The 23066-nt window shown below is 69.8% G+C and carries 25 protein-coding genes and 2 pseudogenes; 22 read left to right on the forward strand and 5 right to left on the reverse strand.

What is annotated here, in order from left to right; translation table 11 throughout:
- The first annotated feature begins 5 nt into the window (after positions 1-5).
- From ACZ6S6_RS33410 to ACZ6S6_RS33435, 6 genes are all read left to right on the forward strand, one after another.
- A complete protein-coding gene (locus ACZ6S6_RS33410) occupies positions 6-323 on the forward strand; it encodes a hypothetical protein (RefSeq protein WP_469708689.1) in 318 nt (105 codons plus the stop codon).
- Positions 324-508: 185 nt separating this feature from the next.
- Positions 509-823, forward strand: a complete 315-nt coding sequence (locus tag ACZ6S6_RS33415; RefSeq protein ID WP_327340854.1) for a hypothetical protein — start codon at positions 509-511, stop codon at positions 821-823.
- Between the two features lie 98 nt (positions 824-921).
- Positions 922-1224, forward strand: coding sequence for a hypothetical protein (locus ACZ6S6_RS33420; protein ID WP_469708691.1), 303 nt, complete (start codon positions 922-924; stop codon positions 1222-1224).
- A gap of 86 nt (positions 1225-1310) precedes the next feature.
- Positions 1311-1988: a GGDEF domain-containing protein gene (locus ACZ6S6_RS33425; RefSeq protein WP_426018591.1), complete on the forward strand. Its 678-nt coding sequence runs from the start codon at positions 1311-1313 to the stop codon at positions 1986-1988.
- Positions 1985-2425 carry an ASCH domain-containing protein gene (locus ACZ6S6_RS33430; RefSeq protein WP_426018593.1) on the forward strand — a complete coding sequence of 147 codons (441 nt, stop codon included), beginning with the start codon at positions 1985-1987 and terminating at the stop codon, positions 2423-2425. The genes ACZ6S6_RS33425 and ACZ6S6_RS33430 overlap by 4 nt, the downstream gene beginning before the upstream one ends.
- A gap of 145 nt (positions 2426-2570) precedes the next feature.
- Entirely contained in the window at positions 2571-2741 is a 171-nt protein-coding gene (locus tag ACZ6S6_RS33435; protein ID WP_327340852.1) for a hypothetical protein, read from the forward strand.
- Between the two features lie 3 nt (positions 2742-2744).
- On the opposite strand, the gene ACZ6S6_RS33440 is transcribed toward ACZ6S6_RS33435, so the two are convergent.
- Positions 2745-2912 carry a hypothetical protein gene (locus tag ACZ6S6_RS33440; protein ID WP_469708694.1) on the reverse strand — a complete coding sequence of 56 codons (168 nt, stop codon included), beginning with the start codon at positions 2910-2912 and terminating at the stop codon, positions 2745-2747.
- A gap of 35 nt (positions 2913-2947) precedes the next feature.
- Here ACZ6S6_RS33440 and ACZ6S6_RS33445 point away from each other — a divergent pair, with 35 nt between their 5' ends.
- From ACZ6S6_RS33445 to ACZ6S6_RS33495, 11 genes are all read left to right on the forward strand, one after another.
- Positions 2948-3097, forward strand: a complete 150-nt coding sequence (locus tag ACZ6S6_RS33445) for a hypothetical protein (protein ID WP_469708696.1) — start codon at positions 2948-2950, stop codon at positions 3095-3097.
- Between the two features lie 83 nt (positions 3098-3180).
- The gene (locus ACZ6S6_RS33450; RefSeq protein WP_469708698.1) at positions 3181-4641 is read left to right on the forward strand and encodes a site-specific integrase; all 1461 of its coding nucleotides are present in this window, start codon (positions 3181-3183) and stop codon (positions 4639-4641) included.
- A 68-nt stretch (positions 4642-4709) separates the two neighbouring features.
- Positions 4710-6596 (forward strand): hypothetical protein, encoded by a 1887-nt coding sequence (locus ACZ6S6_RS33455; RefSeq protein WP_469708699.1) that lies wholly within the window; start codon positions 4710-4712, stop codon positions 6594-6596.
- Complete coding sequence (locus tag ACZ6S6_RS33460) at positions 6593-8962, forward strand: hypothetical protein (RefSeq protein ID WP_469708701.1); 2370 nt, start codon at positions 6593-6595, stop codon at positions 8960-8962. The genes ACZ6S6_RS33455 and ACZ6S6_RS33460 overlap by 4 nt, the downstream gene beginning before the upstream one ends.
- Positions 8962-9411, forward strand: a complete 450-nt coding sequence (locus ACZ6S6_RS33465; RefSeq protein WP_469708703.1) for a hypothetical protein — start codon at positions 8962-8964, stop codon at positions 9409-9411. Before ACZ6S6_RS33460 ends, ACZ6S6_RS33465 begins: the two co-directional genes overlap by 1 nt.
- 226 nt (positions 9412-9637) lie before the next feature.
- Complete coding sequence (locus tag ACZ6S6_RS33470; protein ID WP_469708774.1) at positions 9638-9904, forward strand: NUDIX domain-containing protein; 267 nt, start codon at positions 9638-9640, stop codon at positions 9902-9904.
- A complete protein-coding gene (locus ACZ6S6_RS33475) occupies positions 9901-10320 on the forward strand; it encodes a hypothetical protein (RefSeq protein ID WP_327340850.1) in 420 nt (139 codons plus the stop codon). Before ACZ6S6_RS33470 ends, ACZ6S6_RS33475 begins: the two co-directional genes overlap by 4 nt.
- A 138-nt stretch (positions 10321-10458) precedes the next feature.
- Entirely contained in the window at positions 10459-11052 is a 594-nt protein-coding gene (locus ACZ6S6_RS33480) for a hypothetical protein (protein WP_327340849.1), read from the forward strand.
- Positions 11046-11573: a hypothetical protein gene (locus tag ACZ6S6_RS33485; RefSeq protein WP_469708706.1), complete on the forward strand. Its 528-nt coding sequence runs from the start codon at positions 11046-11048 to the stop codon at positions 11571-11573. Before ACZ6S6_RS33480 ends, ACZ6S6_RS33485 begins: the two co-directional genes overlap by 7 nt.
- Before the next feature lie 763 nt (positions 11574-12336).
- Positions 12337-13581: a ParA family protein gene (locus tag ACZ6S6_RS33490; RefSeq protein ID WP_327340847.1), complete on the forward strand. Its 1245-nt coding sequence runs from the start codon at positions 12337-12339 to the stop codon at positions 13579-13581.
- Positions 13578-14678 (forward strand): ParB/RepB/Spo0J family partition protein, encoded by a 1101-nt coding sequence (locus ACZ6S6_RS33495; protein WP_469708708.1) that lies wholly within the window; start codon positions 13578-13580, stop codon positions 14676-14678. The genes ACZ6S6_RS33490 and ACZ6S6_RS33495 overlap by 4 nt, the downstream gene beginning before the upstream one ends.
- A gap of 169 nt (positions 14679-14847) precedes the next feature.
- On the opposite strand, the pseudogene ACZ6S6_RS33500 reads toward ACZ6S6_RS33495, so the two are convergent.
- Positions 14848-15057: pseudogene (locus tag ACZ6S6_RS33500) on the reverse strand (DUF6193 family natural product biosynthesis protein); the annotation flags it as partial.
- 134 nt (positions 15058-15191) lie between these two features.
- Between ACZ6S6_RS33500 and ACZ6S6_RS33505 the strand changes: the two are divergent.
- Both ACZ6S6_RS33505 and ACZ6S6_RS33510 read left to right on the forward strand, forming a co-directional pair.
- Positions 15192-15608: pseudogene (locus ACZ6S6_RS33505) on the forward strand (DUF6415 family natural product biosynthesis protein).
- A gap of 263 nt (positions 15609-15871) precedes the next feature.
- Complete coding sequence (locus ACZ6S6_RS33510) at positions 15872-16189, forward strand: hypothetical protein (protein WP_469708710.1); 318 nt, start codon at positions 15872-15874, stop codon at positions 16187-16189.
- A 355-nt stretch (positions 16190-16544) separates the two neighbouring features.
- On the opposite strand, the gene ACZ6S6_RS33515 is transcribed toward ACZ6S6_RS33510, so the two are convergent.
- The gene (locus ACZ6S6_RS33515; protein ID WP_327340844.1) at positions 16545-16850 is read right to left on the reverse strand and encodes a hypothetical protein; all 306 of its coding nucleotides are present in this window, start codon (positions 16848-16850) and stop codon (positions 16545-16547) included.
- 572 nt (positions 16851-17422) lie between these two features.
- Here ACZ6S6_RS33515 and mobF point away from each other — a divergent pair.
- On the forward strand, positions 17423-19249 hold the full coding sequence (gene mobF / locus ACZ6S6_RS33520; protein ID WP_469708712.1) for a MobF family relaxase: 1827 nt from the start codon (positions 17423-17425) through the stop codon (positions 19247-19249).
- Positions 19246-19593 carry a hypothetical protein gene (locus ACZ6S6_RS33525; protein WP_469708714.1) on the forward strand — a complete coding sequence of 116 codons (348 nt, stop codon included), beginning with the start codon at positions 19246-19248 and terminating at the stop codon, positions 19591-19593. The genes mobF and ACZ6S6_RS33525 overlap by 4 nt, the downstream gene beginning before the upstream one ends.
- 797 nt (positions 19594-20390) lie before the next feature.
- Here ACZ6S6_RS33525 and ACZ6S6_RS33530 read toward each other — a convergent pair.
- Together ACZ6S6_RS33530 and ACZ6S6_RS33535 are read right to left on the reverse strand one after the other, a co-directional pair.
- Positions 20391-20840 carry a hypothetical protein gene (locus ACZ6S6_RS33530; RefSeq protein ID WP_469708716.1) on the reverse strand — a complete coding sequence of 150 codons (450 nt, stop codon included), beginning with the start codon at positions 20838-20840 and terminating at the stop codon, positions 20391-20393.
- A gap of 113 nt (positions 20841-20953) precedes the next feature.
- A complete protein-coding gene (locus ACZ6S6_RS33535) occupies positions 20954-21427 on the reverse strand; it encodes a hypothetical protein (RefSeq protein WP_469708718.1) in 474 nt (157 codons plus the stop codon).
- Positions 21428-22000: 573 nt separating this feature from the next.
- Here ACZ6S6_RS33535 and ACZ6S6_RS33540 point away from each other — a divergent pair.
- Positions 22001-22831: a replication-relaxation family protein gene (locus ACZ6S6_RS33540; RefSeq protein ID WP_469708720.1), complete on the forward strand. Its 831-nt coding sequence runs from the start codon at positions 22001-22003 to the stop codon at positions 22829-22831.
- Positions 22832-23066: the final 235 nt, after the last annotated feature.

Raw genomic sequence — 23066 nt, forward strand, 5'->3', positions numbered from 1 at the left:
ACCCGATGGCTGCTGTCCTGACCAAGACCGACACCTTCGCCGCGCTCGACGCCTGCTTCACCGCGGACCTCGCCGCCCTCATCGGCAGCGAACCGCCGCGCAGCCTCGCCCCGACCCGGTTCATCGACCTGGTCGAAGAGGTCCGCGACCTCCTCGCCGACTCCCGCCTCCCCCACTACGAGGACGCCAGCGACGACCTGGACCACGCCGCCGACTACCTCACCGACGCACTCACCAGCCCGGACGGCGACCAGCGCTCGCTCCTGGCCTCGGCGCGTACCCACCTGCGCGACGCGATCGGATCGGCCAGCTCCCCCATCTGAGTTGAGTGCACTCCGTGCCGCCCCGGACCTGCACCCGCAGGTCCGGGGCGGTCGCGGTGGCCCCTCAACACAGAGAGGAGGTGGACGTCCTGCCGCTGCCCTACTTCGAGGCGGACGTCCCGATACGCAGTTCCGAGGCACCCGGCCGGAGACCCCGGCGCCCTTCACTTGCAGGGAGATCTCGCATGACCGAACCCAAGCCCGAGACGCCGGATAGTGACCACTACATCTCCGAGCAGCGAGCCCGGATCGCTGAGCTTCAGGCCCGCCCGGAGCTCACACAGGAAGACGCGCAATGGCTTCTTGATCGGCTCGCCCGGGCGGACTGGCAACTGGAAGAGCTGAGGGACCGCATCGACAACGCCGGAAGCATGATGAACACGAGCTACGTGGCCGACGCGTTCGACTACATCCGCTGGTCCCGGGACACCCCGCCAGGGCCGGTGATCGCCCACGCCCGCCCCTCAGGCCCGCGCGCGGTGCCCGCGACACCCAGCTGAACCCCCGCCTGAGTTGAGCGCACTCTGTGCTGTCCCGGACCCGACGCGGGTCCGGGGCGGTCGCGGTGGCCCCTCAACACAGAGAGGAGATGGACCTCATGCCGCTTCCCTACTTCGAAGTCGACGTCCCGATACGAAGCACCGAGGCCCCCGGCGTGCGTGGTCTGCACGTCTTCACCGGCCGGGCCGACAGCCGCAGCGCCGCCGTGCGGATCGCCCACGAGGTCTACGACGCGGCACGCGCCACGACGGAGGCCGGGCGCGCGATCCCGCACGGTCGGCCGGACGGCTGGGGTGCCTGCGGATTCCGGCCCGGCTGGGAGCTCGACTGGCCCGCCGCGACCGCCGGCCGCTGGACGAACCCCTACCGCTGGACCAAGCCCCACGCCTTCGAGTTGTAGCTCCGCCCCGGGACAGCCGCCCTGCTTGCCGGCTGACGACTGCCCCGGGCCACCCATCCCGTACGAGACGAGAGGGAGACCTCAGTATGGACTCCGTCCTGCGCACTCAGGGCCGGTTCGGCCCGCGCATCCTCCTGATCACCACCGCAGCCGTACCGCTGACCGGCTGGGCGGTCCACGCCGTCACCTTGTACCGGCAGATCGCCGCCAAGGACAAGGACCCGCTGACCGGGCTGCTGCGCCGCGACGCCTATACCGCCCGCGCCCGCCGGCTCCTGGCCCGCCACGGCGACAAGGTGACCGTGGTCATGGTCGACGCCGATCACTTCAAGCAGATCAACGACGGCATGGGCCACGAGGCCGGGGACACCGTGCTCGCCGCGATCGGAGCCCGCCTCACCGCGTGGGCGGGCCCGCGCGCCGCTGTCGGTCGGCTCGGGGGCGATGAGTTCGCCGTGGTCCTGACGCTGCCCGCCGACCGCCGTACGCAGCGCCTGGAGCAGCTGGTGCGGATGCTGCACACGCCGGTCACCCTGGACGACGGCCGCACCGTCGACGTCGCCGCCTCGGTCGGCGCCGCGACCCCGACCTCGGTCGCCTCCCGCGACCTGACCGTGTTGCAGAGGGCCGCCGACGCCGCCCTCTACGACGGCAAGCACTCCGGCCGCGCGGTCCTCGCGACGGCGCAGCACGTCACGGTGCCGTCCATCAACGGCCGCCGGGTCGGGCGCCCCGGTACAGCGACGTGGGGGCGGGCCGCATGAGCGCCGTAACCCTGCCCGAGGGCGACTGGATCCGCGGCATCAGCATCAGGCAGCCGTGGACCACCGCGATCCTGACCGGCGCGAAGACCATCGAGAACCGGCCCCGACCGTGGCGAACCGGCTGGGTGCTCCTGCACGCGAGCCAGCAGATCGAACGGCCCGCCCTGCGCCTGCCGCTGGTCGCCCGCACGATCCGCGGCCGCGAACTGGTGACGGGCGCCGTGGTCGGCGTCGCCCGGATCACCGACTGCCACCAGGACCCCGAAGGCTCCCCGCGCTGCACCGAGTGGGCGCAGGCCGATGCGTGGCACATCACGCTCACCGACGTCCAGGAGCTCGCCCTGCCCGTCCCTGTCGGCGGGCAGCTCGGTCCCTGGAAGCCGACGCCGGATCTGCTGACGCAGGTCTTCCAGCAATTGCCCGACTTCCGGCCGTGACCCGCAAGCGAGACAAGAAGCCGTCGTTCGAGCCGGGTCTCATCCCGGCTCCCGGTGTGCTTCTCGACCGGCGCGACAGCCAGCACTGCGCATCACCGGCACCCTGGCCCAGCCGTCGACGCCCGGCGAGCTTGCCCGGCTCACCGTGGACGTCCTGGAGGTCCTGGACACCGCGCTGGTCCCCGTCCTGCGCGAGATGGTCATCGACCGGTACGCCGACTACGTCGTCATCTTCGACGCGGACAGCGACACGGTGCCCGTCTTCACCGCGCACGGGCTCGACATCCACGAGCGTGTGCACGGCGGTGACGCCTGATGGTCACCGCCGCGCCCGCCCGCCCGCACCGTCCTGGAGCGATTCCCCGCCGGCCACCCCCGCGGCTCCTGGCCCGCCGACGAATACGCCGCCGCCCAGCGCGCCCAGGGCCACGACGCCCACGTCGTCATGGACCTCCGCAGCGACCAGTTCCTCGTGGTCACCCGACACCCCCACCCGCTGACCCGCCCTACCGAGAGGTGCACATGACCGAAACCGAGACGTTCGAGACCATCCGATACACCGCCGACGTGGTGGTCCTGACGCCCGGCGGCGACGTCCTGCTGATCGACCGCGACTGGCCGCCGTACGAGGGCGAATGGGCCTGCGCCGGCGGTTATGCAAAGGGTTCGTAGTTGTCTCAGCCCGCTCCTTTGGGTGACACCTCTGAGCTGCGCGTTAGTTATGTTCGTGGTGATCCCGATGTCTCAAAGGACCCATGGACTACTTCTTCACGTCACGCAGCAAAGTACGTCGTTCCTACGAGCCGATACCCGCGATAACTCTGGACGGAGCGCAGTACACGAGCCGGGACAAGGCCCTGAAGGACGGCACGCCGTTCTTCCTCGGGCCGGACATGCGGCCCCTGGAGCCCCACTGTTCGTTCTTCTTCGAACTGGCCAAGACGCTGGAGGCGAAGTCCCTGCAGGACTACGCCTACGACTTCCTCGACCTGGACGACTTTCTGGCCCGGTTGGACCCGCCGGCCGATGTGCTGTCGGCCGATGAGGACGATCTGATTGCCTACCGGGACTACTGCACCGAGTACCGCGATGAGCCGATGGGCCCGGCGACGTGGAAGCGCCGTCGGGCCACGATCAACCGCTTCTACGACTGGGCAGTCGACGAGGCGAAGGTGCTCGATCGGCGCCCGTACTACCGCAAGAAGAACGGCAGGGACATCCTGGCCTGGGGTTCGACCACCGAGCTGGATGTGCGCCATCTGACCTTCGAGCAGTGGTGGTTCCTGGACCGGGTGGGCCTTCGCGGACTGCTGCCCGACGGGTCGGCCGATCCCTCGTTCCGCTCCGGGCACGCGCTACGGAACAGCTGCGGGGGCAACCTGGCCATCACGACCGGCCTTCGACTGCGCGAGTTCAGCGCCTTGTTCGACATCGAGGTCGGTCCTGCGCGTCGGGACGGATCCGCCTGCGAGGTCGAGCTGCAGGCGATCGCGAAGTTCGGCCTGCCCAGGACCGTCGAGGTCCAGGACGCGATGCTGCGCGACCTGGACTGGTACCGGCGGACCGAGCGCGTCGGCTGCATCCGCAAGGCCGCGCGGAACCTGCACCGCCAACGCGGCGAGCTCTTCGTCGTCGACGACGTCAACCTGCGCACGATGAAGGTCAGCGGCATCCGGGAGGGGCGGCGGCGGACCTACGCCGTCAAGGCGATGAAGGCGCCACTGCGGAGGATCACGGTCATCGAGGGCGACCACGGGCTGGAGGCAATGGGGCTTTTCGTCGGCCGCAACGGGCGGATGATCAGCAGCCAGCGCTGGGAACAGGTCTTCGCCGACGCCCATGCCCGGACGCTGCGGATCGTCGCCGAATGCGGCCTGCCCCTGGAGATGCCACGCCGGGTCCGGATCCACGACCTGCGCCACACGTTCGCGATCTTCATGCTCGAGCAGCTGACCGAGCTGCTGATCGCCCAGGACGCCGAGCAGTTCCGCCTCACCGGCCGCACGCCGGCCTACGCGGCCGACCACGTGTCCCGCAATCCGTTTCTTACCGTTATGCGGCTTCTCGGGCACCGCCGACCGGAGTCGACTATGCGCTACCTGACATACAAGAGGAAGACGAACTTGCTGGTCGCGAGGGCTATCAGGGACTGGAACGAGCAGGACCGCACGTACGCGGACCTGGCCGCTCGCCATGCCACCGGCTGGGTCGCCTGATGCCGCGCCGAGGGGAGCGCCGGCCCCAAGCAGCGGCCGTTCGGTCGCGCCCTGTGGCCGTACGCGCAGTGGACCGCATCGGAGTGCGGGAGCTGACGCGGGTGACACGGGGTCGCCTGACTGCCAGCCGGATCGATCCGGGCGACTACGACTGCCCGGTACTGGCGGCCCAGCTCGCCGACACCTGGCTGGACTATCACCACAAGGCGGCGTTGAAGAACAGCGACCACTACGCGGGGGCAGTTCGGCGGTTCGCTGCGTTCGCCGGCCCGTATCTGACCGCGTTGGGCCTGGATCCAGTCGATGCCCGCCTGGACGATGACCGCATCGACCTCACCGAGGTCATCTACGCCTGGGAGAACGGTCTCCTGGCGCAGTATCCGCAGGACTCGGGGCGGCCGTGGCAGTTCGCCAGGGCCCTGCTGGTGCTGGTCCACCACCGTGCTGAGCGTGATGCGAAGGTGCCGGACAAGCTCCGCAGACGCGCGGCCGCTCCCCCCAATCCCCGCAAGGCCACCAGCCAGCCGTTCGACGAGTTCTCCAACGCTGAGCGCCTGGCCCTGAAGGGCGCGGCCCAGGAGGATCTCCGGGCTCTGGAGAAACGGCTGACGTGGGGCAGAGAGCTCTTGGCGGCCGGCCAGGATCCGCGCGAGCACGGCTGGGGGGAACTGCCGAACCTGGTCTGGGCGGCTCGCCACCGCGAGCTGACCATGGCTGGTCTCCGCGCGAACCTTCCGGCTCACGCCTATGGCTGGCCCGAAGACCTGCGGGGCGTGCGCCCGGCCAGCAGCGGCGCGCTCGCCGGGTTCTACGGTCTGATGCGGGCCGCGAACGGATTGCTGTTCCCCCAGGAGCTGGACCTGCACCCGTTCCGGGTGTTGCTGTTGTTCGCGATGCTCGACTGCACCACCGAGGAGCTGCACGCGCTTCAGGTCCCGGACCTGGAGTTCAGTGCCCAGGGGGTGCGCGTCGTGCAGGCCAAGAACCGCGCCGGGCGGGTTCGCGCCGACTACCACCTGGCAGAGCGGCCGTTGGAGGAGGGCGAGGGCCCGGGAGAGCTCGCCTACGAGGGCCGCGGCGAGTGGGACGTCGCCGGTCTGCTGCGGCGTCTGGTGAAGGCCACCGCGCTGACCCGCGAGGTGTTCGGCGGCGAGCCGTGGCTGTTCACCGCGGTGGAGGCCGCCGAGAACCGCAGCACCATGGATGCCCGCTTTGCCCGGTTCGTCGATCCGGGGCGGCGTTTCACGCACTGGATCGCCTCGCACGTCGACGCGTCCGGCGCGGCCGTTCTGAACATCTCCGAGCCGCACGAGGCGCGTCGACTGCGCAAGACCGCGAAGACCACGCGGGTCGTCGCGCTGGGCGGCACCTTGTCCGACATGGCCGGCGACGATCACAGCATCCAGGTGTTCCAGGGGCACTACGCCCACGGCACCACCGCCCACGTCCTGGCCGGGGCGGCGATGAACCGCGCCCAGCAGCTCGTCTTCGACCGGCTCGCGGCCAAGCCAATCCTGGTCACCCCCCAAGCGCAGTCCCGTTTGGGTGAACCCGAGGTCGCCCAGGCGCTGGGCGTGAGCGCCGAGCTGGGAGCCGCGCTGAGCGCCGGCGAGCTGGACATGGGCGTGAGCAACTGCAAGGACCCCCTGGACTCCCCGCACAGCACCCCGGGCAAGCTCTGCCACGTCGCGCCGGCGATGTGCATGATCTGCGGCAACGCCGTCGTGTTCGTTACCCAGCTGCCGCAGCAACTGCTGCTGTCCGACCACATCGAGCACATGCGCCTGACCCAGCCACCCATGGTCTGGGAAGCGGTCTGGGGACGCCAGGCCAAGGCCCTGGCCGAAGTGTTCGAGGAGTGCGCCGAACACCTGCCCGCCGCCCGCCGGGCGATCAAGGAACAGGACATCCGCCTGAACCTGTCCTTGGGCATGCGAACGGAGTACGACCGATGACCGCCCCTATTTCCCCCGCCGCTCTCGGCAGGCTGACATCGCACAACTTCGCCGACGACGAGCCGGTCTACACGGCCATGGCCGGGCAGGTCCCCGGTGTTCAGGGACCTGTGTTCGGGCGTGTCGACGAATGGCCCTGCGATTGCCTCAGGCGCCCGGCGAACAGGAAGCCGCACGCGTGGAAGTGCGTGTTCCCGACCGACCCGGTGTGGAACCTGCGGGTGCGGGAGGTCGCGTTCTGCATGCTCAATCCCCACCACCGGGTGCTGAGGGATGCGGGGATCTTCCCTGTCCGCAAGGTGGGGAGTCCGGTCACGGTCTTCGGAGAGTGCTTCCACCTTGCGGCCCTGGGCGCATGGGCGATTAAGGAGGGCATGCCGGATGACCTGCAGTTGTGGTCGACCGAGGACTGGCAGGGCTACATCGACCGCTGCGCGTCGGGCGCCGGGCCCGAGTCGGTACGCAGCGTGGTCGGTGCCGTGCGGCGCTTGGTGTGGTTCTCCGGAGTCATGAGCGGCACTGGAGTGCTGGAAGATCCCTGGCCGGGGAAGACGGACGCAGAGGTGGCCAAGCTCGCGGCGACCGACACCTTGTCCACGCCCTCGATTGCGCCGGAGGTCTGGTGGCCGCTGCTGCGGGCAGCCTGGGCCTATATCGACCGCTTCGCCGGGGACATCCTGGAGCGGCGAGACCGTGAGGCGGACCGGCTGGCGAAGTACGTCCCCTCGCCGCGGATCCCGCAGGCGGGCAACGACAAGCTGCTGCAGCAATGGCTGGCTGATCCCGCGAACCTGGTCCCCCTCAGCGCGCACGAGTCCCGGTGCCAACCGCAGGGGGCCCCGATATGGGCTCTGCTCAGCCGGACCGTCACGGGCGGTGCCAGCCACAAGATCTTCGACCTCGGCCGCACCAGACAGGGCGTGATACGCCGGTCGAGGGTCCTGCGGATGATCGAGGAGACCGGCAGGGGCGAGACCATCGGTCCCCTCGAGGTCAGGCGAAGGGTGTCGCAGTTTCCCCACCAGGAGTCGCGCAAGCGCTCGCCGCAGTCCCTGGACGCCGCACTTCACCGGTGGTTGGCCGATCCGACCAACCTCATCCCCGTCCACGCGGACGAGGCGGCCAGACGTCGTACGGGTGAGCCGGTGTGGTCGAGGCTGGAGGAGCTCGTGCTCGATACGGTCGGAAAGGCGAGCCTCTTCAGCCCCACGGGCCGGGCCGGCCAGCTGCGGCGCGCGGCGGTCCTGCAGGTCCTGGCGACGGACGTGCGCCAGGTGGTGAGCGACGAACAGCAGCTGAGCGTGGAGCTTCGCATGCTCAGGGCAGCCTGCTACATCTTCGTCGCCGCGCTGAGCGCGATGCGCGACTCGGAGATCCAGGAGATCCAACGCGGCGCGCTCACCCAGCACTACGGCGCCCCGGCGATCGGCTCACGCAAGGTGAAGGGGGACTCCTCAACGCCGAGAGAGAACTGGTGGATCATCGAGCCTGTCGCGCAGACCCTGGCGGTGGCCGAACGCCTGTCCTGGCACGACACCCACCTGTTTGCGACGTTGGGCGTGCCGAAGATGACCGGGCCCGTCGAATTGGGGCGCGTCGGCATCAAGGCGGCGTCCGACATCGACGTCTTCATCGCGACGGTGAACGCCAACCGGCACCTCACCGGGCTGGAGGAGATACCCAGCGGGCGTGTTCGCCCGCACATGTTCCGCAGGACCATGTCGATCATCGCCAGCCAGCAGCCCGACGGGGAGATCGCCGTGGGCATCCAGCTCAAGCACGCGGCGCGGCGCGCTCTGGCCAACCGCCTGTCCGGGGCATACGGACAGATCGACGCCAAGTGGGCGAAGGAGTTCGACACCGACCTGCAGACCGCGGCGGCCCGCAAGCTCACGGGTCTCCTCAAGACCCGCCGCAGCGGTGGCACGATCGCGGTGGGACCTGGCGCGGCGCGCTTCCACGCCGGACTGGACAAGGTCAACGCCGCCATCGCCCGGAGCCCGACCCTGCGAGCCCAGATCGCTGACGAGCGGCTGGAGATCACCCTGCTGCGGGACGAGTTCGCCGACCTGCACCTGGGCACGGTCAACCACTGCATGTGGAACGCACCCACCGCGGAGTGCCAAAACCAGCTCCCACCCGCCCAGCGCGGCCAAGCACCGCTGCTGGGAGCCTGCCAGCCCACCCGCTGCCGCAACTCCGTCCTGACCCTGTCTCACGAACGGATCTGGCGGATGGAGGAGGCCGACCTGGTGGAGTTCTCGACGAAGAAGCTCTCCAAGCCCCTGCGCGACCAGGCGGTGGCCAGGCTCGCGGAGGTCCGCTCCGCCACCCAACAGATCGACCGACTCAAGGAGAGCACCTGATGCCGGTATCCGCCGCGACCGCCGACAAGCTACGGGAGGCCATGGCCCGATTGCTGGCCGGAGAGCCCCTGCACAGCGACGGCGCGTTGACGAAGGAGAACCTGGCCCGTGAGGCCCGGGTCAGCCACGCCACCGTCCACCGCGCCCAGGACATCCTGGCGGAATGGGACATCCAAGTTGCCCACCCCATCCTGCGCGCGCCCGGAGAGGTCCGCCGCGATGACACGATCACCGAGCTCAAAGCCAAGCTCCGCGAAGCCAACAGGAAGGCCGGCGAGCTGCAGGCCAAACTCGACGCCCTCGCCACGGTGACCGCGAACCTCTACCGCGAAACCATCGAGCTGAAGAAGAAGGCAGCGAGCAAGCCGCCGCAGAACCGGCTTGGCCTCCTGATTGGCGGCCACGCTCCGGCGAACGGACTGGCTCACAAGCACGACGCCGACGCTTGAAAGCACCCACGGCGGCGCTGATCCGACGGAGTCCTTGGACCTCGAGATCACAGCACAGCAAAATCTCCCGCTCAGCGTGAGACACCGCCGGTCCCCTACCAGCGGTTGTCTTGTGCTTCTCCGACAGGGATCTATGAGACAGCAGCGGCCCTGAGACACGTGAACTGTTCCTAACGGTGGTCACTGCGACGCCGGAGAGACCAGCCGGGACGCCGCCGTCCGTGAGCTGGCTGAGGAGACCGGCGTCCACGTGAGCGCCGACGACCTGCGCCAGGTCGGCGTCTTCGACCAGCCCGACCGCGACCCGCGCGGCCGGTACGTCACCGTCGCGTACGTGGCCACCGTCCCCGCCAACACCCCGATCGTCGCCGGAGACGACGCCCGCACCGCCCGCTGGTGGCCGCTGAACGGTCTCCCGCCGCTGGCGTTCGACCACGCCGACATCCTGACCGCGGCCGTGGCGCTCAACGCCCCGAAGGAGGAGGCGCGATGAGCGTCATCGGACAAGAGGCCGGGATCGACCACGGCAGCATGCGCGGCTACCGGCAGCACACCTACCGCAAGGTCCCCGCGACCGAGGAGTGCGGCTGCCTGGCCGCCGTCCGCGAGGCCCAGCGCACCGGCAAGCCGGTGCAGGAGCGCTCACAGAAGCAGCGGGAGTGGTACGGCGGGCAGTACGTCACCGCCGCGTCCGGCTCCCAGCCCGGACGCCGGATCCTGCCGCCGGGCGACTGCCCCGTCGACGGGTGCGGCCAGGAAGTCGCGGGCCGCAGCGTCCAGCGCCGCGGCTGGGTCCGCATCCACGTCCAGGGCTCCACCATGCCCGCCCGCACGTTCTGCTCCGGATCCTGCGCCTCGGTCGGGATCGCCCTGGCCGAACTCCGCATGAACACCCCCGCCAGCGGCTGACCGCCGCCGCGCCCCGTACGGCCCCGAAGCGGCCCGCCTCGATCACGGCGGGCCGCTTCACCCATGTCCGGCCCGGGGCGGCCGCCGGCCACGAGCCCAGCCGCCCCGGATGCCACCCCTCAACTCGAGGAGACCTTCGTGACCGTCTTCACCGACGCCGCCCCCGGCGAGATGTTCGCCCTGTCCGGCACCGAGCCGGGCTTCGACCGCCTCCACGGCACCCCGGCCGCCGCCCTGGGCGAGGAGAGCGACCGCCTCCTGGCCCTGGGACACCTCACCGACCGCACGGTCCTGGCCGTCACCAGCGCCTACCACCGACGCGTGCTCGGAGAGCTCATCGTGCCCACCAGCGAACTCACCGACCTGATCCGCTTCGGCATCCGGCGCACCCACATCCAGGCCGTCAGGGCGGGCCGGGACGACGACTGTCCCTGGTACGTCGACGACGCCGACCCCGACGCCCCGACCACCCAGCCCGCCACCTTCATCGCCATCGAATGGCTGGAGCGGGAGGACATGGCGATCCCGTCCCGGTGCCCGGCCTGCACCCGCATCAGCCGCTCCACCCGCTTCACCAAGCGACCCGACCACCCCGGATGGAGCCACGTCCACTGCTGCCGGCACTGCACCCACCGGTGGCTGCCGCCGGACACCGCGCTGCGCCCCGAGCCGCAAGCGCCACTCCCCCAGCACTCCACCCTCACGAGCACTCTGGAGAGCCACGCATGGTAGCCACCCTCATCACCGCCGGCCTCGCCGTCATCGCCACCCTGCTGGGCGCCATCGTGTCCGGCCGGTTCCAGGAACGCGCCGCCGAACGTTCCGTACGAGTCAGCCACGGCGAGGCGATCCGCCGCGACCGCCTGGAAGCCGTCACCGCACTGGCCTGCGCCGCCTCCGACCACCGCACGGCGATGTGGATGCGCGGCGACGCCATCCTCAACGGCGCTGGACCCGACCGGATCGAGGCCCTGCGCGGCGCGAGCCACATGACCCGCAGCGCCGTCACCCGCCCGCTGGTCGCCCTGCGCGTCCTCTTCGAGAACCAGACCGTGCGCGCCGCCGCCGACCGCATGATCACGCTGACCTACGCGATCCGGGACGCGTTTGCCACCACCGAGGACCTGACCGCCGCCCGCGAGGCCGCGAAGGACGCGCACGACCAGTTCGTCGACACCGCCGCCCGCTACCTCAGCCCGACGCTGTCCCCCGGGCGGGCCCACCGCACCCCCGAGCAGGAGTCCACCCGATGAAGCGCCCTCCTTCCGCCGCTGCGGGCACGCGCCCGGCGCCCACTCCCCCGAGGACCAAGCCGCCGTCGACCAGTTCCGCGCGATGCGCACCGCCGTACGAAACCCGCAGCCCTGGGCACCCGGCACTGCCCAGGACATCGCCGTACGGATCGGCCCGTTCACCGAGCGCGCGCACACCCGCCCCGGAGGCGACCACGGGCCCGACATGATCGTCGTCACCCTGGTCCACCTCGACACACCGCACGCCGCCGTCGGCCTGTCCCTACCCGACGACGTTGGCATGGAGCCAGACCTGGCGCGCCCAGCAGGACCACGACCGAGTCACCGCGCACTGGATGGGCAGGAGACCACCCTCATGCCTGGCTACCGTCTCGCTGCGAGGTTCGGGCCGTTCAACGCCAGTGACCACCATCTGTTCGCTGCCCCCAATGGCACCGACACGTCTGTGCTCCTGGTCAACGCCGTGGCGCTTGTTCTCACGCCCAGCGGAGGCTCAAGGTGGCTGAAGCACGCTTATGGGAAAAAAGCGACCTGCAGAATGGGGGTTCTCGCGGGTGAACTCGGAAGTCGTGGTGTGATCGGACGTGGGGTCAGTTGCGCGGCCGCCAGAGGGGCGCAGAGCCGTTTTCGTTGACCGGGCGCCCGGTCAACGAGTGCGCGGGGCCGCGGTATTACGCCGTAATACCGCCCCCTGATGGGCACTCATGGTATTAGCTAACGCGCCTCCGGTGAAGATGATCTGTGTCGTTAGTAAGGTATGCGCATGACTTCGCCTGACGCAGCCGACCGCGAAAAGGTCGTTTCCAAGCTGCCCTCCGCCCTGCAGCAAGACCTGAAGGTCCGCGCAGCCCAACACGGCACCGACATCCAGCATGCTGTCGAAGCAGGAATCACCGCATGGCGCCGGCTCGGAGCGAACCTCCCCACTGCCGACACGGGGGGTGCCAAACCGTTCGCCACCTTCCTCCCGACAGGCCAGTGGGACGAGTTCCGTGAGGCCTGCGCCTCCCGAGGAGTCTCGCTCATCCAAGGGCTCACGCAGTCCGTACTCTTCTGGCTCGACACCAACCCCGCCCCAGGCGTCGTCCGCCCGGAGCACCCCAAGCGGATCATCATCTGCAACCAGAAAGGCGGCGTAGGCAAGACCGCGCTCGCCGCCGGCGTCGGTGAAGCCTTCGCGGAAGACAGCGACCAGCTGCACCCCGTACGCATCTCCAAGCACTTCGCCGCCGCTCTCGTCGAGCCCGACACGCAACCGGCTTCTCCCCTCGACTACGAGGATCTTCCCGGACTCGGACTCCGCGTTCTCCTCGTCGACTTCGATCCGCAGTGCCACCTCACCAACCAGCTCGGTCACGACCCGCTGCCCATCGAGGGCGACTCCCTCACCAAGCACATGGCAGGAGAAGCGAAGAGCGACCTCAAGAACCTCATCGTCCCCATCGAGGACCCACGCTTCGGCGACCGGCTGCATCTACTGCCCGCGTGCACAGACGCTTTCCTGCTCGACGTAAAGCTCTCCAGCGTCCGCGCCCGCGAAGCAGCCCTCGAACGCGTCCTCGGAACGGTCGAAGGCGACTACGACGTCATCATCATCGACTGCCCCCCGAGCCTCGGCCTCAGCATGGACGCCGCCGCCTACTACGGACGGCGCCGCGACGGCGAAGCCCCCGGCAACTCTGGCATCCTCATCATCGTCCAGGCCGAAGACAGCTCCGCCGACGCCTACGGGCTCCTCACCAACCAGATCGAGGACCTCCGGGCCGACATGCACCTCGAGCTCGACTACCTCGGCATCGTCGTCAACCACTACGACGCACGCCGTGGCTACATCGCGACCTCTTCTCTCCAGTCCTGGATCGACATAAAGGATCCCCGGGTCGTCGGCGTCATCGGAGACCTCAAGGAGCAGAAGGAAGCCGTCCGCCTGAAGCGGCCCCTCCTCGCCTACGCACCACGCTGCGACCAGGCCGTCGGCATGCGTGCACTCACCAGGGAGATCTCATGAGCAAGGCAGACACCCTGCGCGCGAGTGCTTCATTCGGCCAGGCCAGGGGCGGTATCAGCGCCCGCCGCGCCGCGATCGAAGCCGCCGCAGCCGCTCCCACTGACGGCGCTCCTCCGCCGCTCAAGCTTCCTGTGGACGTCATCAGCCTCAACCCGGCCAACCCCCGGGAGGAGCTGGGTGACCTGACCGATCTCGGAGCGAGTCTCCGCGACCACGGGCAGAAGACCGCCATCAGCATCATGAGCCGGTTCGCCTACCTGGAAGGCAACCCCGACCGGAAGAACGATCTTGAGGAGGGGGCCAAGTACGTCGTCATCGACGGCAACACGCGCCTCGCCGCCGCCCGCGAAGCAGGCCTCACCGAGATCAAGGTGATGCTGGACGACGAACTTGGCAGTAGTCCGGACGAGATCCTCGAATCCGCATTCGTCGCGAACATCCACCGCCAAGACCTCGACCCCCTCGACGAAGCGAAGGTCCTCCAGCAACTCCTCGAGATCCACAAGACGCAAGAGGCTCTCGCCGCCCGCCTTCACCGCTCACAAGGGTGGGTGTCACAGCGCCTCGCACTCCTGAGCTTGACGCCGGAGCTGAAGGAGAAGCTGCGGTCCGGCGAGGAATCCGCAGCGCTGCTGAGGCGTGTGGGAAACAAGAAGCCCCAAGAGCAGGAAGCACACCTTCACCAGCTCAAGGAGAAGGAACAGAAGTCTCCACGGAGGAGCGCAGCCTCCAAGCCCCCAGCCATCCCGGCTCCCGCTCCTCCAGCCCAGGATCATTACGCCGTAATGGCGCCCGCATCGGGAAGCGATGACGCCCTGGAGGTAGGGAGCCCCGCAGTTGCACCCTCAGAACCGAATGCAGGGGCCCGCCAGGAGGTACGGGTTCCGTCCCGGCAGCAGGGAGAGGCCCTCATGGATGCCGCGTTCACCGAGCTCGACGCCGAGCAGCGGAGTGCATTCATCCTCCGCTACTTCCAGCGGAGCGCTGGGGTCGATGCCGTCACAGCGGATATGCGAGGAGACCTTCCCGCCGACGCGCGAAACTCGCTCGCAGATATCCTCCAGCAGGTCGCCACAGGCCTGCGCGCAGGGGCGTAGCCGCCGCCAACGGCGAAGCACTCAGCGCATCGCCGTTGGCGGGCCCCACCGATGTGGGGCCCGCCAACGGCGTCGGTCGACACGTGACTACTCGCTGAGGGCTCGTGACCCGTCTCGGGGCGGCATCAGCGCCGTTTGACGGGAACGGCAGGAGCCCTCCGCGGCCGGTTCAGTCGGTGGGGTTCCTCGGTGGGGGCCACGGCCCTTCGAAGGCCGGGCCGCAGTCATCGGGCAGGGTGGCCACCACCAACGCGGCAGCCTCTCGTGGGGTGAGCGACTCCCCCAGGATGCGCTCCGACGCGTGCAGGGGCGCGTACACGATGCACGCTTGCGCATTGTCCACGATGAACGGCAGGTTGTTGCTCCACGGGAACTCCGTGTTCCGGTGAAGGCTTCGCCCGGTTCCTCGGTCAGCACAGCGAGGACCAGGACGACGGAGCCGACGGCGGCGAGGACCCCCAGCGGTGACCGCCGACCACCCACGCGAAGACGCCCCAGCAGCAGGGACCCACCATGCACACCAGCGCCCACACGGTCCTGTACGACCCCGACGGCCTCATCGAGGCGGAGCTCCCGCTCGACCGTGAGCCGTACGAGTGTCTCGTCACGGCCGTCCTCGCGTGGACCGGCCAGGACACGCTCACCCCCCCCGCGACCTGGAGCAGATCGCCCTCCAGCTCACCGGCCACGCCCGCGCAGTCGCCGCCGACGTCCGCCGCCATGCCGACCAGCTGCCCAAGGACAGCGGGCCGAAGGCACTCGCCGACGTCATCCTGCGCGAGGCGGAAAACCAGCTGTCCGCGACAATCGAGGGCACCGTGCGCTGTGTCCAGAACCGCGCGCCCTGTCCGTGTCCTCTACGAACGCCTGGACCGGCTGGAGGCCGCGCCCGCCCCGCAGAGGACTGAAGGACTGCCCGGAGCCGAGTGAAACGCGCCGTCAATCACGTCTTCAGCGGCGTGATGACTGCATTGGCCCGCATCAACGTACGGCCCGACGCCAGGGGCCAGCAGCCGTCCGGGCCGCCTGGCGTCCCACGCCCCGTGCCCCGACCTCCAGACTCCGGTTGTGTGGATTTCCGGAGCATCCCACGAACGGATACACGCCCGAACCACCGATTGCTAGCTTTGCGCGACGGTTTGGCCTCCCGCCGAACCACGACCAGCTCGAAGTCCACCGATCCGGGGAGATCCATGAACAAGGCGAAGAAGTGGTTCGGCACGTCAGGACTCGTGGTGGCCGCGATGCTGGGAACAACCGTCGCTCTGGCACCCCAGGCCCAGGCAGCGGGAAACTGCGTCACCTGGACCGCGGACAACGGACACCGGGCCGTTGGCCTCTGCCAGAGCGGCAGCGGGACGTTCCGGGTCTACGGCGTCTGCGCCGCGCTCCAGGGCAGCGCACCGTTCACCGGAACCTTGGGGCACCGCAACGGCAGCACCGAGCAGGCGTCCATCTGGGACTGCGGCTCGGGCGGATGGGCCGAGAACCTGTCGATCGTGGCCTACTGACCGGCAGCCCGCCGACTCCGTGAGCGCGGGACCCCCTCACCCGGGGCCCCGCGAGTCGGACGAGGGCTCAGCCCGTCTCCTGCCCGCATGCCGAAGTCGTGCTGAACCATCTCGGTAGATCCAGTCGAGTAACGCTTGCCGGGGAAGACAGGGCAGGTGTCACTGCAGCCCATAGTGACCATCACGTCGGACCCGCTGCCCTCGCCCTTCTTCTTACGCTTCGGCCGAGGCAGCGGCGTCGTCATCTCTTCCTCCGGGGTGGTGCAACCTGGCGGGCCGAACCCTAGCGGCCAGCCCCCTGGCCTCAGCTGGACCGTCTTGGTTTCACGCGGGAAAGTAGCTGGGAGCCTTCGCGTCAAGGGCCGGTGAGGATGTCGTGGGTGCCGATGCGACGCCAGATCACGTGCGGGGTGTCGGGGCGATGTGCTGGTCCGTATTGCCATGTGGCGCGCCCTGCGGGGCCGGTGCCCATGGACCAGGTGAGCTCGTAGATCCCGGTCGCCCGTTGGACCCGCTTGATGCGGAGGCCGGCGCGGAAGCGCCCTCCGGCGCGCAGGTCCTCGACGAAGGCCGCCACGGTCTGGTGGAACTTGCGGCGTTGTTCCGGGGTGAGGCGGTCCAAGTCGGCGGTGAAGCGCGGCAGGGTCTCGTACGTGGGCACGGCGAACTCCTCCGGGAAGCACGAAGCCCCCGACCGGTGGCCGAGGGCGGTGGTGGCTGCTCGTGTTGAAGGGCGTCGGTGACGTTGCGCGGTCATGGGCGGTGGGTTGTCGGGGGTGCGGTGCGCTGGTGCGTGCTCGATGACGGTGGAGTCGGTTGTCGTGTGTTTTCGTGGCTGGTGATGCTCGTGTGGTCGGGGCGCAGTAATCGCACGGCCGCCGTCAGCTCCCGTCGGAGTCGTTCATCAGGTCGTTCCACTTCTGCTCGATGACCGGGTCAGCGGGCGCAGTTGGGCAGGTGGTCGGCTCGTGTGGGGTACGGCACGCCAGCCGAGCGCACGACGACCCGTGGGCGCCGCGTGAGCGGGCGACGGCACAGCGGGCAGAGGTCCCCGTGAAGCCGGTTCGTGTTCATGCGGCGCACTGTGCACACGTCGGCGGCTTACCGTCTCTGGCTGCTGCGGCGGCCCGCCTGGCGGGCGCCACGGTGAAGATCTGGTGATGGCCTCCCGCCCGGCGGGAAGCACCCCCGATCATGCTTTTGCGCAGGTCAAACCGGGTGTTTCATGTGCCGATGATCAGCAAATCGGAGCTCCGTCCGGGTGACGGGGTGCGTTATCTCTTTCGCGGCGTGATGGTCGGCGACGGCCACCGCCCCGCGGGCACGGCGCTGCGCGACGCCCAAGACGAAGCAGGTGTCCCGCCCGGGATCTGGCGGGGCCGGGGACTTGCCGCGGTCGGCCTCGCGGCGGGGGACGTGGTGAGCGAGCGGCAGGCCGAACTGCTCCTGGGGGAGGGCCGGCACCCGGACGGCGACCGGATCGAGCGCGAGCGCCTGGAGGCGGGCGACGATCCCGCGAAGGCCCGGCGGGCGACCGTGCTGGGCAGGCCCATCGAGCACAATCGGTCGCCGAAGACCGAGAAGGCCAAGGAGCGCAGGCCCTGGCTGGGCATGGACTTCACGTTCCGGCCGCCGCCGACGGCACACATCGCGTGGGCGTTCGGCGAAGACGAAATCCGCCGGGTGCTGGAGCTGTGCCAGGACATCTCCGTGGACAAGACGCTGGCGTGGGTGGGGGAGTCGGTCGCGCAGATCCGATGGGGGAGCGACGGCAAGCACCGCAAGCCCATCCGGGATGGGCTGATCGTCGCCGTGTTCCGGCACTACGAGTCCAGAGCCACGGAATCGAGGCCGCTGCTCCACGATCATGCGGTGATCTCGATTCGCGTCCGGCGGCCGGACGAGGCGGGGACGTGGGGGAATCTGTCGGCGGACTCGCTGCTGGCCAACATCGTCGTCGCGGACACCCTGTACCTCCTGTTCTTCATGGAGGAGGTGTCCGCCCGGCTCGGGTGGGCGTGGGAGCCCCGCGAGGTGACGCCCGGCTACCGGCCCGTGATGGAGATTGCGGGGATTGATCAGCGGCTCATCGGCTGGCAGTCGACCCGCCGCCAGCAGATCGAGGACGCACTGTCCGTCCTGGTGGCCGACTACGAAGACGCTCACGGGCATACGCCCGGGGAGCGGGCCGGGTACGCGCTGGCCTGTAAGGCCGCCGACCGGACGCGCCCCCCGAAGCGCAAGGACTTGCGGTCGCTGTCCGAGCTCCGCGAGCGATGGCGGGAGTCGGCGGTCGCCGCGTTCGGCGCCGACGTCATCGACCGGCTGGCGGAGCGGGCGCGGGCGGCAGCCGCGGCGGTGTGGGCGCGGGTACGGCCGGTGGTCGACATAGTGCTGGCCGCCGTCGACGCCGTCGCCGTGGTGTACGTCATGCGCGGGGCGTTCAAGCGTCACCACCTGCTCGCCGAAGTCCGCCGTCACCTCTCCTACGTCCTGCGCGGCCGACCCCACCAGCCGGGCCTGGACGAACAGATCGTGCAGACAGCCGTCGACGACTACACCCGCCCCGTCGGCCGGGGCCGGACGAGGACCGCCGACCTGTCCGCCCTGTACCCGAACGACACCGACGACCAGGCCGTGCTGCGCCCGCTGACCCGCAAGCGCACCGCGCCCCCGTACGAGCGGGCCCGCCTCGCCGCCGGCGCCCTGGCCGCCCGGGTCCGCGCCGCGCGGCGTGCGGAGCGCCTGGGCTCCCGCCCCTTGCCGTACGCCGTCGCTGTGCCCGCTGCCTCGAGGTCGCACCCGCGGCCGTTCCACACCGGCCCGAAGACCGGCCGCCTCCTGGAGGCGGAGACCGGCATCGACGCGGTGGAGCAGACCCGCCAGACCATGGAAGCCGCCGCCGCGAAGGTGGCCGCCACGATCCAGGACAGCAAGCGGGCACGCGAAGCAGCCCACGGCCTGCGTCCACAGCCCACCCCGGCGCCGGCCCCGACGCCGCACAACCAGCAGCCCGGCATCGAGCACACGCCGGGCCGAACCACAGGAGGAGTCGCGTGAGCACCCCGGAAGAACTCCCCAATCCCCAGGACGCCGTCGCCCGCGCCCGCGCGGCCCGCGCCAAGATGGCCGCCGCGCTCGACGAGGACCAGGAGCCCGAGCCCGATGAGCCCGCAGGGTGGCAGCCGGTCTGGAAGCGGCCCCGGACGCCGAAGCCGAAAGCGGCGAAGAAGCTGCAGCTGCACAAGCAGCGGCGGCGGCTCCAGGACGCCGGGAAGCGCCGCCTCGCCGCAGGGGAGTCGCGTCGGCCCCGGTCCCGGCAGAACCGGCTCGGCAACGCCGCCGCGCGACGCGATGCCCGCGCCCTGTCCCGGGTGCGGCACTCCAGCGCCTGGCTGTGGTGACGATGCCGGGCATCGTCCACCGAGTGGAACCCACGATGCTCAGCATCCAGTGGACGATGCCCGGCATCCGATGCAGAGCATCGGGGGACTCCACCGAGTGGAGAGTGGCCTCCACCGGGTGGACCGCACCGGGTGGACTCCACTCCCGTGCGCACCACGATGTTCCGCACCGCACCCGGTGCGCACCTCCGATGACGATGCCCGGCACTCGATGTTTCGCACCGCACCGTGCGCACCACGATGTCCGGCACTCACGCGCGCACCCCGATGTCCGGCATCCGATGTTCCGCACCGCACGCGAAGCGGAGAGCCCTCCCGGATCGAGCGCACCGGCTGTTCGCCTAATCCTTGTCCAGCTCCGGGCGGCGGGTCGCCTACCCCTTGTCCAGGTCGGACTCGGCCGGCCGCAGACCCCTTGTCCAGCTCTGGGAGGCCGCATGTTCCTCCTTGACCACATTCGCTACCGGGACGTTTCCCCTTGTCAGAGCCAGTCCCGGCCGCCGATCAGATCGCGGACAAGGGGGTGTGTGATATGGGAGTCCGCCTCGCCTGCGAGACGGCGAACGGTGATGTGGTGCGCGCACTCGATACGCGCGGCGCGCGCACCGCACCGCACCTTCCAGGAGGTGCGCGCACCGGATGCGCGCGACGCGATGCACGGTGCGTACGGAGCACCGCACCTCTGGGGAGGTGCGCGCACCCGGTGCGCGCGGCGCGGTCCACGGTGCGCACCATGGACCGCACCTCCCACCGGTGGCGCGCGCACGATGCGCGCCACCGGCATCGGGTGGTGCGCTCTACGCAGTGGTGCGGTGCACCGGGTGCGCTTCCATCGCCTGGCCCAGGGCGACGGCATTGAGCTGGTGCAGGATGTCGGCGACGTTCTCGTGGTTCTCGGTGAGGATCTGCGTGGCGAAGCGGATGAGGGCGAGGGCGATGCCCGGGGCCGCGTCGGCGCCGGCCTGCTCGTGCCAGGACCGCAGGGTGGCCAGGAAGCAGAGCCCCAGCTCGAACAGCGCGAACGAGTCGTCGCACGGCACGTCCTCCTGTTCCTGGTGCGACAGGGTGGTGACCGGGATGACGACGCGTTCCGTGACCTGTACGAGCAGCGCGGCCATCTGCGGCTCGGCGCCGGCGAACTCGGCAGCGGCCTCTATGTCGTCGGCCTCGATCGCCCGGAGGTAGTTGAAGGCGCTCATCACCGCGTGCGGGGTCATCGGGGCGAGCGGCATGGTGGTCTCGGGCATAGGGGGCTCCTCATGTACGGGCCCTCGCGCTGGTCGGAGGGCCGCAGGACGTGACAACTGGCGGGGCGGCGAGGGGATGTGCGCGGCGATGAGCGCGGCTCACCTGGTGGGCGCTACGGGGCGGTGGTGTTCACCGGGCAGGCCGCGGCCGATGCGGCCCGCGCGTCCTGGAGCAGGTGGCCCCTCGCGCACGACTCGTAGAGGTGCAGGGCGTGGGCGATGTCGTCGTGCTCTTCGCAGAGGATCACCTTGACGAAGTTGATGACCGTCTGGGCGATGCCCGGGGCGGCGTCCGGTCCGGCCTGCTGCCAGGTGCGCAGGGCGCGCAGGAAGACCTTGCCGAGAGCCTCCAGGCTGAAGGAGTCCCATGTCGGTGCGTCGTCGTCCGGGCCGGGCAGCGAGGTGCCTACCTCGACGATCCCTTCGGCGATGCCGGTGAGGAAGGCCGCCATCCGCGGTTCGGCGACGACGAGCTCGCCGACCGTCCGGGCGTCTCCGGTCTGGATCGCCCGGAGGTAGCGGAAGGCGCTTGCCACTGCTTCCTCGGTCAGCGGTTCGGACAATGCATTGGCGGGGCTCTGCGGCATGACAACTCCTCATTGGCGGGCCGCCGCGCTGATCGCAGTGGCTTCAAGAGGAGCCTGCAATTGCGGCCCTGTGGACAGAGTCCGCGCTCGGGAGGGAAAGGTCTCCCTCCCCACCAGGACCGGCAATCCCAGGGCGCAGATGTGGTGTCAGTCACGGACGGATCGGTCGCGCAAGGCGTTTTTGGGGCATAGGAGACGCCGGTGGGGCGGGGCGATCAGACGGCGGACAAGGGGGTCTTCCCCACGGTGGCCACCAGCTCGTGCGCAGCGGCGCGCGAGCTGGTCCAGCTCACCGAACCGGCCGCCGGCCGGAGAACCGAGGATCCGATGCCCGCTCTCACCCCGCCCGCACAACCCGACCCGAAGCCGCGCCCGGCCTGGACAAGGGGTGCTGAGCGCCCGTCGGGCGGCCGGGAATCCGGTGCCGCGTCCAGTGCCGTGAACGATTCGAACGTCGTGCCCATCACCGCAGCTCACACCGCCCGTCAGGGGGCCGCCCGGCCTGCTGACACCTCTCTCTCTTCATCTGAGACACCAGCGAAGGAGAAGAAGTCCACTCCCACAGCCAGGAAGGTGCGGGCTGATGCGCTGCGGTTGCTGGGGTGCGTGCGGGTGGCGACGGTGCGGCAGATAGCGGAGGTGATCACGGGGGAGAAGGCGGATGGCCGGTCGTACGTGCGCAGGGCGATGAAGAAGTTGGCGGAGCTCGGGCTGGCGGAGACGAACGGCAAGGTGGGCAAAGAGCAGATCTGGAACCTGACGGTGGCAGGGCAGAAGGCTCTGGCTGAAGGCAATGAGCTGCCGCCGCGTCCGAGGGCCGGCACCGGAGCGAAGGCCGTACGCGCCGGGTTCGGTCCTCACGCTGTCGCGGTCACCGAGATGATCCTCGCCTACACCGACACGGTCCTGGCCGGAGACCGTGAGTACCTGACCGACTGGCAGGTGGAGGTGAACCACGCCATCAAGGAGACCGGCCTGAGCTTCAACACCGACGCCGTCCTCGCCGTGCCGACCCAGACCAGCGAGGTGCGCCTCTTCGAGCTCGACAACGGCACCATGTCCCGCTCCCGCCTCGCCAAGGAGGTCTGGGACTACGAGCGCTACGCCGGGCACCGCGTCTGGGAGGGAGCCCGCGGCACCAACGGGAGCACGTACCCCTTCTGGCAGCGCCACCGCTACACCCGCTCCGAGCAGTTCCCGCTGCTGTATGTCGTCCTGGCGGGGAAGGCGGAGCACCTGCTCGACAACCGCCGCCAGGCGCTCACCGCCGCGGTGAAGGGCATCACTGTGGCGGTGTGGGTGAACACCCTGCCCCGGCTGAAGCGCGGCGAGCCCTGGTACGAGATCGGCGTCGACAATCCGTCCCGGCGCCGCGACCGCTACCGCGAGCCCGTCGGCCGGTGATTGCGCAGCCTGCTCGCTTGCCCGGCACGCGCGCGGCCGCCGGGGACCTCGCCCATTCGAGGGAACCGGCGGCTTGTGGCCTCGGTCGGTGCGGCTGCGCCGGGTAGCGTCCTGCCCGGCTAGTGCGTACTGCCGATCACCGCCCGCTTCCGGAGCCACGCCGCCGGAGGAGGGGGTCAAGGTCCTGCGGGGCCCGCTCCTTCCCGTTCTTGCGTTCCGTCGTGTCCACGGCAGT

Source organism: Streptomyces sp. NPDC048671 (genome assembly GCF_055587045.1).